At 67.3% G+C, this 12,193-nt stretch carries 10 protein-coding genes; 4 read left to right on the top strand and 6 right to left on the bottom strand.

Annotated features, from left to right (window positions below; translation table 11 throughout):
- The first annotated feature begins 81 nt into the window (after window positions 1-81).
- Window positions 82-1,542, top strand: coding sequence for a dihydrolipoyl dehydrogenase (locus ACMGFE_RS10255; protein WP_436925061.1), 1,461 nt, complete (start codon window positions 82-84; stop codon window positions 1,540-1,542).
- A gap of 332 nt (window positions 1,543-1,874) precedes the next feature.
- On the opposite strand, the gene ACMGFE_RS10250 is transcribed toward ACMGFE_RS10255, so the two are convergent.
- Window positions 1,875-2,177, bottom strand: coding sequence for a DUF7521 family protein (locus ACMGFE_RS10250; protein ID WP_436925060.1), 303 nt, complete (start codon window positions 2,175-2,177; stop codon window positions 1,875-1,877).
- 272 nt (window positions 2,178-2,449) lie between these two features.
- Between ACMGFE_RS10250 and ACMGFE_RS10245 the strand changes: the two genes are divergently transcribed.
- From ACMGFE_RS10245 to ACMGFE_RS10235, 3 genes are all read left to right on the top strand, one after another.
- On the top strand, window positions 2,450-2,980 hold the full coding sequence (locus ACMGFE_RS10245; RefSeq protein ID WP_436925059.1) for a DoxX family protein: 531 nt from the start codon (window positions 2,450-2,452) through the stop codon (window positions 2,978-2,980).
- A gap of 212 nt (window positions 2,981-3,192) precedes the next feature.
- Window positions 3,193-4,641, top strand: coding sequence for a hypothetical protein (locus ACMGFE_RS10240; RefSeq protein WP_436925058.1), 1,449 nt, complete (start codon window positions 3,193-3,195; stop codon window positions 4,639-4,641).
- A gap of 4 nt (window positions 4,642-4,645) precedes the next feature.
- Window positions 4,646-5,617 (top strand): substrate-binding domain-containing protein, encoded by a 972-nt coding sequence (locus tag ACMGFE_RS10235; RefSeq protein WP_436925057.1) that lies wholly within the window; start codon window positions 4,646-4,648, stop codon window positions 5,615-5,617.
- A gap of 121 nt (window positions 5,618-5,738) precedes the next feature.
- Here ACMGFE_RS10235 and ACMGFE_RS10230 read toward each other — a convergent pair whose 3' ends face one another.
- From ACMGFE_RS10230 to ACMGFE_RS10210, 5 genes are all read right to left on the bottom strand, one after another.
- Window positions 5,739-6,740 carry a substrate-binding domain-containing protein gene (locus ACMGFE_RS10230; RefSeq protein WP_436925056.1) on the bottom strand — a complete coding sequence of 334 codons (1,002 nt, stop codon included), beginning with the start codon at window positions 6,738-6,740 and terminating at the stop codon, window positions 5,739-5,741.
- Window positions 6,741-6,907: 167 nt separating this feature from the next.
- Window positions 6,908-7,897 (bottom strand): substrate-binding domain-containing protein, encoded by a 990-nt coding sequence (locus ACMGFE_RS10225; protein ID WP_436925055.1) that lies wholly within the window; start codon window positions 7,895-7,897, stop codon window positions 6,908-6,910.
- Between the two features lie 43 nt (window positions 7,898-7,940).
- On the bottom strand, window positions 7,941-9,737 hold the full coding sequence (locus tag ACMGFE_RS10220; protein ID WP_436925054.1) for an ABC transporter permease: 1,797 nt from the start codon (window positions 9,735-9,737) through the stop codon (window positions 7,941-7,943).
- Window positions 9,738-9,758: 21 nt separating this feature from the next.
- Window positions 9,759-10,874 carry an ABC transporter ATP-binding protein gene (locus ACMGFE_RS10215; RefSeq protein ID WP_436925053.1) on the bottom strand — a complete coding sequence of 372 codons (1,116 nt, stop codon included), beginning with the start codon at window positions 10,872-10,874 and terminating at the stop codon, window positions 9,759-9,761.
- Between the two features lie 81 nt (window positions 10,875-10,955).
- Window positions 10,956-12,188: a transporter gene (locus ACMGFE_RS10210; protein WP_436925052.1), complete on the bottom strand. Its 1,233-nt coding sequence runs from the start codon at window positions 12,186-12,188 to the stop codon at window positions 10,956-10,958.
- Window positions 12,189-12,193 lie beyond the last annotated feature (5 nt).

The following is a 12,193-nucleotide window of genomic DNA, read 5'->3' as shown; positions in this document are numbered from 1 at the left end:
GCGGGTCCGCCGGTTCCACGCCGTTCGATCGCTTCCGCCGGGGACTCGGCGTTCTTTACTGTGGCGCCCGTACGGGGGAACATGGAGGAATTCGACTTCCTGGTCATCGGCACGGGCTCCGGACTCGACGTCGCGAACGTCGCAGCGGAACAGGGGCAGTCGGTCGCCGTGGTCGAGAAGGGACGGTTGGGCGGGACCTGCCTCAACCGGGGCTGTATCCCCTCGAAGCTGTTGCTGTACCACGCGGACGTGCTGGAGACGATCGAACGCGCCGACGAGTTCAAGATCGACGCGACGGTCGAGGACGTCGACTTCGCCGGGATCGTTCGCGAAGTCACCGAGGAGGTCCACGACGACTCGGAGTCGATCCGGAGGGGGCTCAGTTCGTCGCCACAGCACAGCCTGTTCGACGGCGAGGCGCGGTTCGTCGACGAACGGACCGTCGAGATCTCCGGCGGGGAGGACGACGGCGTCCGCCTGCGCGCCGAGACGGTGCTCGTCGCGGCCGGGTCGCGACCCGCGATCCCGGACATCGACGGGATCGAGGCCGTCGACTACATGACGAGCACGGATGCGCTGCAACTGGAGACGCCGCCCGACCACCTCGTGATCGTCGGCGGCGGGTACATCGCGGCCGAACTCGCCCACTTTTTCGGGACGTTCGGGAGCGACGTGACCATCGTCGGACGGCGGCCGAACCTCCTGCCCGAGGCCGACGAGGAGGTCGCCGCGGCCTTCACCGAGCGGTACGCCGACCGGTTCACCGTCCACACCGGTCACGCGGCCACGTCCGTCACCGAGTCAGACGGCGAGTTCACCATCGAAGCCCACCCCTACGAGTACGGCGAGGGCGCGGGGCTCGCTGACGGCGCCGACACCGTCAGCGTGACCGGCGACGAACTGCTGGTCGCCGCCGGACGCGTGTCGAACGCAGACACGCTCAACCTAGACGCGACGAGTGTCGAGACGGACGACCGCGGGTTCGTCGAGACCGACGAGTACCTCCGGACCGACGCGGAGGGCGTCTGGGCGCTCGGCGACGTCGTCGGCGAGTACCTGCTGAAACACAACGCCAACCACGAGGCCCAGACGGTGGTCTGGAACATCTTCGGCGACGACCTCCAGCCGGTCGACTACAGCGCGATGCCCTTCGCGGTGTTCGCCTCGCCGGAGGTCGCCGGCGTCGGGGCTCGCGAGGAGGAACTCAGGGCCGAGAGCCGCGAGTACGCCACTAACACGCATCGTTACGGCGACACCGCCCGCGGCGACGCGATGAAAGCCGAGGGGTTCGTGAAGGTCCTCGTCGACCTCGAGGGGCAGATCCTGGGGTGTCACATCATCGGCCCCGACGCCTCGACGCTGATCCAGGAGGTCGTCGTCGCGATGAAGTCCGGGTCCGGGACGGTCACGGACGTCAGGGAGTCCGTCCACATCCACCCCGCGCTCCCCGAGGTCGTCCAGCGGGCGTTCTCCGGGCAGTTCACCCGTGGCGGCGCCGAACATCACGAGCATCACGATCATCACCACCATCACCACGACTGAGGCGGACCACCGCCCTCCCAGACCGCCGCGGCCCCGGTGAATCGAGCGGTACCGAGTCGATCTGCCGCTCTCGCGGCCGTTTTCGGGGCGCTACGCTGTTCGGATCCGGAATGGCGAAAGCAACAGGAATCGTCTAGCCGGGACCGGCTCGCACGCGGACGTGGGGCGCTTCATCGACAGACGAGAGCGGGCGAAGGGTTCCCACAGACCGAAGGCGACGACGACTGCGGAGTCAGCACGTTCTGAGACGGGTGTCGTGGACCCCGTTCCCGAGCCCACCGGGGAGTCTCAATCCCGCCGTCGCGCCCCGTCCCACGGCGATCTACTGGTACTCAGGCACGCGACGACCGCGGGGCATCGTAGAGGGACCGCAGCAACAGGACGAACCCCGGCGCGACGAGGAGCCCCTGGACGAGTAACGTCCCTTCGGCGTCCAGTCCGAACATCACGGCGCCGAGGGCGCCCAGAAGCAACCCGAGTGTGATCGCGCCGAAGCCGTAGCTGAACAGTCGGAGCGCGCGCGATTCTCTCCGATTCGCGGCCCGGTGCGCGAAATACGAGATGGTGCTGCCGAAGACGAGCGTCGCGGTCGTCACCGCGACGATGACGATCGACAGCGAGGGGTTTGGTAACATGGTCACTGTGGCTGTTGGAGCAGGCGGATTCTCTCGGCGCCCGAACGACCGACGCGCTCGGGAACTCGCCGGTTCGATCGCGGCTTCTACCTGTAACTACCGGGACGAACATCTTCAAACGCGGTCGCGGTTCCCAGTCGGCGAGAACGGGGACCCCGGGCGGATCGACCGTTTCGTTCCGCCGCGAGCCCCCGTTTCGCGGGGTTCTCTCCCAGTCGATGGGAACCACATCACGGCTTATTGAGCCAGTGGCGGAATGTAAAGCCGGACAGATGGCTACCAGAGAACTCGAATCCAAGGTGTTCGGCTGGGACGTGCAGTTCACGTACTCCGAGACGTGGATCGGCTACGCGCTGTTCTCGCTGCGCGTGATCATGGGCTGGACGTTCTTCTACGCCGGGATCACGAAGGTCCTCGATCCGGAGTGGAGCGTCCGCGGATTCCTCCTGCACGCGATCCCCGAGGGCAACCCGTTTACCGGCCTGTGGACCGTCATGGCCAACGACTGGGCGTGGCTGCTGACGCCGATGAACCAGGTGGGGCTGACGCTCATCGGACTCGCGCTGATACTCGGCGCGTTCGTTCGCTTCAGCGCCTTCTGGGGCGCCGTGATGATGCTGTTCTACTGGGCGGCCGCGCTGCCGCTGGAGAACGGCCTGGTGATCGACGACCACATCGTCTACGCGCTGTTGCTGTTCGGACTCGGCGCGTTCGGCGCCGGCCGGATCCTCGGCCTCGACGACCGCATCGAGGAACTGGACATCGTCGAAGAGAACCCCCGTCTGCGCCTGTTCCTCGGCTGACGGCGCCCTCGCCGCTCTTTCCGCAGACTGATCCCGTTCCAGTGCGATCTGCGGCCCGGCCGCGCAGCCCTTCCAGTCCCGACGCCACCGAGTCGGAGCGCGAGGAACCGGCGCCGTCTCACGGCAGTCGAGTTCTCCTTAAGTCTTGCCGTGTCCACCGTCAGCGTAAAATCCGGGGTGGACGTATTCGAGGGGGGACCGAACGGTCGCACATGGACGACGAGACTGGAGTGTCCGGCAACCTCAGGGAGACCCTCGAACGCCACCGGCGCGGCAGCGGGTCGGACGGGACGCTGGTACTGAGCGACCAGGAGGGGTACGTCGGCGACACGATCACGCTCAAGGGCCGGAACTTCCCGGCCGGCGAGGAGTACGAGGTGCGCTGGAACTCGACCGAGGGGCGCTGGGGGGTGCTCGAGGCCAATGAGATCGTGGGGCCACAGTACCAGCCCCGCACCGACACGATCGCCACGGTGCGAACGGACGGGTCCGGCGAGTTCGACGAGGAGTGGACGGTTCCGGAGGACTACGGCGGGGCCCACCGGATCCAGGTGCAAGACGGCGACGGGAACACCGTGGCGCGCTCGGAGTTCTCGATCACGCCGTGGTTCGAGATCGACCGCACCGAGGCCCCGCTGGGCGAGGCGTTCACGATCACCGGCTACGGTATCGGCCCGAACGTCGTCACCAACAACTACCAGGTGTCGTGGGACAACGGCAACGTCGGGTTCATGACCGGCGTGATGAACCGCGGGACCGCGACCGCGGAGATCCGGGCGGTCGGTCCGCCGGGCGAACACGTGATCCAGGTGTGGCGCAACTACAAGGGCGTCCCGTACCTCCAGAACAACACCCAGTCGCCGTACGGCCCGGTCGCCGGCGGCCGGCAGTCGGTCTGGACGGTCGAGGTGACCGAACCCGACGAGTCGCCGCGGACCGCCTGGGTCGACCCCCTGCTGGACGAGCAGCCGATGAGCGTCCACTACCCGGAACTCGACGAGAACACCGAGGCTCAGCTGGAGATCTCCCCGACCTCCGGACGCGCGGGCACGACCGCGTTTCTCACCGGCACGAACTTCCCGCCCGAGACCGAGGTCGACCTGATCTGGTACCGCCACGAGGGCCACCGGGTCAAGGGGATCCCGATCACGCCGGAGCCGAAACCCGACGTGCTCCCCACCGTGACGACCGACGAGGACGGGGAGTTCCAGGTCGAGGTCGCCATCCCGCGAGCAGAAGGGTCGAGCCGACCCATCACGGCCGCCGTCGACGGCCGCGAGGTCGCCGTGACCGGCTTCATGATGCAGCCCTCGATCGAGACGTTCGCGCCCGTTCGGGGACCCGTCGGCACGGAGATCGAGATCGAACTCTCCGGCATCGGCTGGACCATCTACGAGAACGCGCCCTTCTTCGTCTACGACAACACGCCGCTGGGCTACGTCTGCGGGACCGCCGGCGACGACAAGCAGGGGACCGTCCGCGCGAAGCTACGGGCCGCCGGCGAACCCGGCTACCACTTCATCGACATCTACCCGAGCCTCTTCGACATGCAGGAGGACCAGCCGGAGTTCGACGTCAAGCCGCACCTGTCGTATCTCGACAACCACCCGGTCCGACCGCTCCCGGCCCTGCACATGGCCTTCGAGGTCACCGAGGAGTGACTCGATGACGCTCGATCTCAGCCTCGCCTGCCACGACTACGCGTGGACACAGCCCCTGTGGGACGGTCGCGTCGAACCGGAGGGCGTCGCCCTCTCGACGGTCAACTACCCGAACCCGGTGCGGTTCTCGCGGATGGTGCGCAACCGCGAGTTCGACGCCTGCGAGCTGTCGATGGGGACCTACCTCGCCACGCGGGCGAACACCGACCGGTTTCCGTTCACGGCGATCCCGGTCTTCCCGTTTCGGAAGTTCAGACACGCGTACATGTACGCCCGGCGCGGGTCCGGGATCGAAGACGTGTCGGACCTGGCCGGGAAGCGCGTCGGGATCGTCAACTGGCAGACGACGACCGGTATCTGGCAGCGAGGGACCCTCCGCGACCGGTACGGTCTCGACACGACCGAGATCGAGTGGGTCGCCGGCGGGTCGGAGATCGTCGACGTCGAGGTGCCAGACGCCTACGACGTGACCTACCTCGACCACCAGGGGTCGACGATCGGGCTGCTCGAAGACCTGATCGAGCGCGGGGAGATCGACGGGATCTTCCACCCCGTCGACTCGGGCGTGGCGAACGCCGACCGACTGTTCGACGACGCGAAGACCGTCGAGCAGACCTACTACCGCGAGACCGGGATCTTCCCGATCATGCACGCGATCGTCCTCAGAGACGATGTCCTCGAGGACCACCCGTGGGTCGTCCAGCCGCTGTTCGACGCCTTCGAGCGGGCGAAGGAGATCGGGCTGACGGCGCTCGACCGCCCACGCGAGCTACCGCTCGTCTGGGCCGACGTGTACGCCGACGAACAGCGGGAGGTGCTGGGCGAAGACCCGTGGGAGTACGGGCTCACCGAGGACAACGTCGCGACGATAGAGACCCTCGCCGAGTACGCTCACGAACAGGGTGTCGCCGCCGAGCGATACGGCGTCGACGAGCTGTTCGCCACCGATCACCTCGACACCGACTACTACGCGTAGCTCGGTTCCCGGCGCTTCGCGTGACTCGTTTTCGACGCTCTCGATAGCGTCCATCCTGCCCGGTCTGCCGTCGCGAGAGGTTCGGGAAGCGACCGTGGAAAAGCGACCGTGGAAATGCGCTCTATCCGGTCAGTTGCGCGGTGCTCTCGGTGAACAGTTCCTCGACGTCGTACTCCCGCGGGATCAGACCCTGGTCGTGAGCGTACTCGACGAACTTCGCGAGCCCGCGGCGGTTGCGGTCGGTCAATCCGTACTCCCAGGCATCCTCTCCGAGGATCCGACGCTGTTCCAGGAGGTGGAGGTGCGCCCACGTGAGGGAGGCCTTCGCGCTCGGGCTGGTGTTGCGCTCCAGACAGCGGTCCCGGGCCTCGCAGAAGGCGTCGAAGACGTTGGCTGCGACCCATGCATGGTCGTCGAGGACCTCGTCCCTGATTGCGATGGCGTGCATCGGCGGATGGATCCCGGTCTCGGCGAAGTACTCCCGCTCGGCCGCCAGCGGGTCCTCGAAGACGAACTCCGCCCGCTCAGAGTCGGCGACGTCCCAGAACAGCGACCCCGCCGGGTCCATCGCGGCCGCTAGGTCGCCCTCGAAGAGCATCTCCCGGAGATCCTTGGGCTGCTCGACCGCGTCGCCCTCCTGTGCACCGGGCACCGGCTGGATGTCGAACCGGTCGGGGACGTCGACGGGGACGTCGTCCTCGCGGCGGCGATACCACTGGACCCGTTCCAGGTCCAGCCCGTGGTGCTCCGCGGCGATCCCCCGCACCCACACGTTGGCCGTCGTCTGCCAGGACTGGACCCCGACCTTCTTCCCGTCGAGGTCGGCGGGCTCGTCCACGTCCGCGTCGGCGTGCCTGTAGAAGAACGAGTGTCGGAACCGCTTGTTCGGGAAGACCGGGATGGCGGTGAACGGGTACTGCTCCGGGTGGGCCCGCGAGGAGAGGTACGACGCCAGCGACACCTCGCAGACGTCGAACGCCAGGTGTTCGAACATGCGGCGGTGGCGCTTCGGTGGGTACTCCGAGAGCACCGTCGCGTCGATCCCCTCCGGTTCCACGTCGCCGGTCAGCAGCGGTTTGTAGATGTCTCTGTCCCCGAGCGCGATCGACAGTTCGACCGTCATGTGTGGGAATTTCGCCCGCATCGGGGGTATGCCTTCCCCGGATTCCAGCGCAGTGGGAGGGACGGTCGCGACGGCCAGCGCGTCCGGACGACTGGGCCGGATACCGGGCGGCGGCCAGTGCGCCGGCCCCGCCGCGAGTCAGGGGAGCGCGTCGACCCCTCTGTGACTCACGCGAACCCGTCGACGAACAGCGCCTCGACGTCGTACTCCCGCGGGATCAGGCCCTGGTCGTGGGCGTACTCGACGAACTTCGCGAGCCCTCGCCGGTTGCGGTCGGTGAGGCCGTACGCCCAGGCGTCCTCGCCGAGGATCCGCCGCTGTTCGAGGAGGTGGAGGTGCGCCCACGTGAGCGACGCGTTCGCGCTCGGACTCGCGTTCCGTTCGAGGCACGCGTCGCGTGATTCACAGAAGGCGTCGAATATCTCGGTCGCGACCCAGGGATGGTCGTCGAGGACGTCGTCCATGATGGCGACGGCGTGCATCGGTGGGTGGATGCCGGTCTCGGCGAAGTACTCCCGTTCGGCCGCCAGCGGGTCCTCGAAGACGAACTCCGCCCGCTCCGACTCCGCCACGTCCCAGAACAGCGACCCCGCCGGGTCCATCGCTGCCGCCAGTTCTCCCTCGAACAGCGCCCGCTTGAGGTCCTCGCGTTCGGCAACGGCGTCGCCGCCGTGTTTCCCGGGTACCGGGCGGACGTCGAACCGGTCGGGGACGTCGATCGGGACGTCGTCGCCCTTCCGCCGGAACCACGTCACCGATTCGAGGTCGAGCCCGTAGAAGTCACCCGCGATCCCCCGCATCCAGACGTTGGCCGTCGTCTGCCAGGACGAGACGCCGACGTTCTTGCCTTCGAGGGCGGCCGGTCCGTCCACGTCGGCGTCGGCGTGCCTGTAAAAAAACGAGTGCCGGAAGCGTTTGGCCGGGAAGACCGGGATAGCGGTGAACGGGTACTGCTCCGGGTGGGCCCGCGAGGAGAGGTACGACGCCAGCGACACCTCGCAGACGTCGAACTCGCGGTCGGCGAAGAAGCGACGGTGGCGGTTGGACGGGTAGACCGGGATCGGCGTCGCGTCGACCCCGTCCGGTTCCACGTCGCCGGTCAGGAGCGCTCGGTTCAGGTCTCGGTCGCCGCAGGCGATGGTCAGTTCGATGGTCATGGGTCCGGTGGATCGTTGTCGGTCTGTGAGTCGTCGGTGGGTTTCAGCTCGCGTTCATGTCGTGGAAGGAGACGCCGAACAGTCGCAGCGAGAGCAGTACGAGGAACGTCATGCCGACGAACAGCGTCGAGATGGCCGAGACGAGCTCGACGTTGGCGGTGTTCATGTAGACGTTGAACACCGTGACGGGGATCACCATCGTGTCCGACGAGTAGACCATCAGCGGGATGGTGATCAGCTGGAAGATGTGGATCAGGAGGTAGAACCAGATGATCGCCGACGTGTTCCGGAACAGCGGGAGGAACACCTCGCGCATCTGCTGGACCCAGGTGGCGCCGGCGATCCGGGCCGACTCCTCCAGTTCCGTGTGTATCTGGACGATGTTGCCGATCGCGAGCCGCGAGGACATCGGGATGTACGCGATGACACAGCCGATGACGACGATCCAGAGCGTCCCGTAGAGGTCGACGAGCGGGTGGACCTTCCCGACCCACAGCGCGGTGAACAGGACGCTGACGCCCGTGATCACGCCGGGGATCGCGACCGACGACAGCGAGAGGAAGTCGACGACGCCCCGGAACGGGTAGGTCGTCCGCTCGGTGTAGTACGAGAGGCCGACGACGAGCACCGTCCCGATGGTCGCCCCGGCGAGGCTGACGAGGACGCTGTTGACGAACGCGTCGCGCAACCGCGGGTTCGCCAGCGCCTCGGCGTAGTGGGCGAGCGTGATGCTCGACGCGTCGAAGTGGCCGAACCAGACCGAGTGGACCGACACGAGGACCATCACGGCGACCGGCAACACCCAGACGACGAACATGAACGCCCAGAGCGCCCCCGCGATCGGCCACCGCCACTTCCCCAGATCCCAGGTGTTGGGCTGGTAGCCCTGTCCGGTCACCGTCATGTAGTCCTCTTTGCGGCTGGTCACCTTGCGGTGGTACCACACCAGCACGGCCGCGAGGACCAATAGGCTGATCGACAGCGCCGCGGCCTGCCCGTACTCCGGCGGCGCTCGCAGTCGGACGGCCTTCCAGATGGCGGTCGCGTACACCTCGTACTGCTCGCGTGCACCGAGGATCGCCACGACGGAGAACTCGCCGAGGCCGAGCAGGAACCGGATGATGAGCGCCGTGAGGATCGCCGGGAGGATCACCGGGAACGTAACCGACCGGACGGTCTGGCGGATGTTCGCGCCGTGGATCCGCGCGACCTCTTCGAGGGAGGCGTCCATGTTCTGGAGCGCCGGCGCGGTGAGCAGGTACACCGACGTCACGGCGTCGACGCCGGCGACGACGACGATTCCGGTCGGGCTGAAGATATCGAACGGGGGGGCCTCGAGACCAAGCGCGCCCACGAGCGTCGTGGTCACGAGCCCGTGGTCGGGACCGTACGTCGTGATGTACATGATCGCGTAGATGTATCCCGGGACCGCGTACGGCGAGATCAGCACGAGTTCCATCGCGTCCTTCGTCGGGACGTTCGTCCGGACGAGCAGCCAGGCGAACCCGAGTCCGACGCACATCGAGACGAGCGTCGTCCCGCCGGCGACGAACAGCGAGTTCGTCACGAGTCCGGTGACGTCGAAGGCGTCCGCGACGTACACCGCGAGGAAGTTCCCGACGGTGACGGCCCCGGAGAACTGCCCGGGGTAACCGTCCCAGAGACTCGTCCAGAGCAGGAAGACGAGCGGGATCAGCGTCAGGAGGACGGTCGCGACCGCGAAGCTCCCGAGGACGACCCGCCTCGCCAGCCCGTCGGTCCCGGTCGTCGCAGAGACGACGCTGACCGTCGAGTCGCGGGCCGCCTGTGCGGTCTCGGTCAATCGCGTTCGGACGCTCACGGCGCCCCTCCGGGCCTGGTATCACTCATCTGTGATCGGGTACACCTGTATCGACTCCGGCCTGACGTTGAGCCGTATCTCCTCGCCCCTGGCGCGGTCGCGAACGGTCTCCGTGTGGACGACCAGGTCGGCCTCCGTCCCGTCGAACGCGACCGTGATCTCGTAGGTGTCGCCGAGGATGCCTTCCGCGACGACGGTCCCGGACAGTTCGAGCCGGCCGTCCGGTCGGCCGTCGAAGCCCCCGATCCCGACGTCCGCCGGCCGGAGGAAACAGGTGACCGAGCCGGTGTCGACCCCGTCGGAGACGTAGTCGACGTTGTCGAGCGGGAACTCCACCAGGTCCGTCCGGACGACGCGGTCCCCGTCGGCGTCCACGTCGACGGTGCCCCCGAACCGGTTGTGGACGCCGACGAACCGGCGGGTGAACGGCGACGACGGTCGCCGGTGGAGTTCGCCCGGTCGCCCCCGCTCGACCGTCTCGCCGTCTCGCATCAGCACGACTCTGTCGGCCAGGTAGAACGCCTCCTCCTGGTCGTGGGTCACGTAGAGGACGCTGACGCCGAGTTCGTGCTGGAGCCGCTGGAGTTCGTCGCGCATCTCCTTTCGAAGCTCGCGGTCGAGGTTGCTCAGCGGCTCGTCCATCAGCAGGAGGTCGGGGTCGTGGACGAGCGAGCGCGCGAGCGAGGTCCGCTGTTGCTGGCCGCCGCTCAGGTCGGTCGCGGGCGCGTCTTTCAGTTCGCCGATCTGCACGAGGTCGAGGATCTCCTCGACGCGGTCCTCGTAGTCCGCTTTCGGAACGGGGTTGTCGGCGTACTTGAGCGGGAACACGACGTTCTCGTAGACGGTCTTGTGCGGCCAGATGGCGTAGTTCTGGAAGACCATGCCGAGGTCGCGGTCTTCCGGCGGCCGGGAGACGGTCGCGCTCTGGACCGTCTCGCCGCCGATCCGTATCTCGCCGCTGTCGGGTACCTCGACGCCCGCGATACACCGCAGGAGCGTCGTCTTCCCGCACCCGCTGGGGCCGAGCAGCGCGACGATCTCGTCGCGGTCGACGGTCAGGTCGACGTTCCGGTGGGCGTACTCGGGCCCGAACCGCTTGTCGAGCCCCCTCACGGCCAACTGTGAATGAGTCGTCATCTGTAGTCCTGTCCGGGTTCGGTGATTCGGTTCGCGTGCGAAAGGCGAGGCGAGGGTGAGACCGATCCCGCCGCCCAGCGGTCAGAAATCGATCGCTTCCTCGACCGCTCGCTGCCCGATCTCGGTGTACTCCTGTCCCTCCCAGAACCCGACGGGCGTAGTCTGGGTCGTGAGCCGCTCGCGGGCGTAGTCGCTCATCTCCACGTCGGAGAGGTCCAGTTCGGTGCGCGCCGCCGTCACGTTCGGGACCTCGTCGATCATCCGCCGCTGGACGGGCGCTTCCAGCATCGCGCTGAGGACGAGCCGTGCGGCCCACGGGTGGGGCGCCTCGCTGTTGATCGAGAACAGCCCCTCGAAGGTGTTCCACTTGACCGGCTCGACGAAGTTACCCACCAGCGGGAACTCCTCGACGAGTTCGGCGATCGTCCACGGGAAGTTGTAGAACATGATCGGGACCTTCCCCTGGCCCACGGCGCGCCCACCGTCGGAGTGGGAGTTGTAGCCGGTGACGTCGAAGTGGTCGACGATTGCCCGCATCCACTCCATGTCGTCCATGTCGGTCTGATCGGCGTGATACCCGATGATCCACCCGATCTGGCTGGTGACGGGGCCCGTGGGGATGATCATCTCCATGCCCTCGTACTGGTCGTCGAAGAGGTCGTTGTAGCTCGTCGGCACGTCGAGGCCGCGTTCCTCGAAGATGTCCGCGTTGATCGGCATGACGGACGAGGCCCCGCCGTTGAACGCCGAGGCGCCCCACGGCAGGGTCATGTACTCCTCCAGGTCCTCGCTGAACCAGAAGTTCCCGTCGACGTCCCACTCGTAGTAGCGCTCGGCCACCGAGTCGCCCTCCTCGTAGATCTGGTTCCTGATGTCGGTCGCACTGGCGACCAGGTCGGCCTGGTCCTCCTCGGCCTGGCGCTCCTGGATGATCCGCTGGGAGATCTGGGACCCGCCGGCCGTCACGACGTCCGCCTCGAGTCCGGCGTCGAACTCGTCGTTGATCACGTCGACGAGACTGTTCCAGGTCGGCTGCTCGCCCGACCCGGCGTAGATGGTCACCGTCGTTCCGTCGTCGACGTAGTCGACCAGTTCGTCGGTCGTCCACGGGGTATCCGGTTCGCTCCCGGTCGTCGGCGTCCCGGCCGACCCCGCGCTGGATCCGCCGAGACAGCCGACGAGCGACGCGGTCGAGACGACCGCCCCGGTCGCGAGAAACGCCCGGCGCGAAGTCGCGCGCCGCGCGCTACGCCGCTGACCGGTCGTTCCCTCCTCGTTCGTCGTCGGACCGCCGGTCGGTTCGTCTTCGCTCATACACG

The sequence above is a fragment of the Halosimplex amylolyticum genome (assembly GCF_051414035.1).
Taxonomy (GTDB): domain Archaea; phylum Halobacteriota; class Halobacteria; order Halobacteriales; family Haloarculaceae; genus Halosimplex; species Halosimplex amylolyticum.
Note: the sequence above shows the minus strand (reverse complement) of the source record. Positions and strands in the feature narration are given on the sequence as shown.

What these genes read in the sequence shown, in the direction of transcription:
- ACMGFE_RS10210 (WP_436925052.1), bottom strand. Translation starts at nt 12,188, where the DNA reads ATGAGCGAAGACGAACCGACCGGCGGTCCGACGACGAACGAGGAGGGA.
- ACMGFE_RS10240 (WP_436925058.1), top strand. Translation starts at nt 3,193, where the DNA reads ATGGACGACGAGACTGGAGTGTCCGGCAACCTCAGGGAGACCCTCGAA.
- ACMGFE_RS10225 (WP_436925055.1), bottom strand. Translation starts at nt 7,897, where the DNA reads ATGACCATCGAACTGACCATCGCCTGCGGCGACCGAGACCTGAACCGA.
- ACMGFE_RS10255 (WP_436925061.1), top strand. Translation starts at nt 82, where the DNA reads ATGGAGGAATTCGACTTCCTGGTCATCGGCACGGGCTCCGGACTCGAC.
- ACMGFE_RS10215 (WP_436925053.1), bottom strand. Translation starts at nt 10,874, where the DNA reads ATGACGACTCATTCACAGTTGGCCGTGAGGGGGCTCGACAAGCGGTTC.
- ACMGFE_RS10245 (WP_436925059.1), top strand. Translation starts at nt 2,450, where the DNA reads ATGGCTACCAGAGAACTCGAATCCAAGGTGTTCGGCTGGGACGTGCAG.
- ACMGFE_RS10250 (WP_436925060.1), bottom strand. Translation starts at nt 2,177, where the DNA reads ATGTTACCAAACCCCTCGCTGTCGATCGTCATCGTCGCGGTGACGACC.
- ACMGFE_RS10235 (WP_436925057.1), top strand. Translation starts at nt 4,646, where the DNA reads ATGACGCTCGATCTCAGCCTCGCCTGCCACGACTACGCGTGGACACAG.
- ACMGFE_RS10230 (WP_436925056.1), bottom strand. Translation starts at nt 6,740, where the DNA reads ATGACGGTCGAACTGTCGATCGCGCTCGGGGACAGAGACATCTACAAA.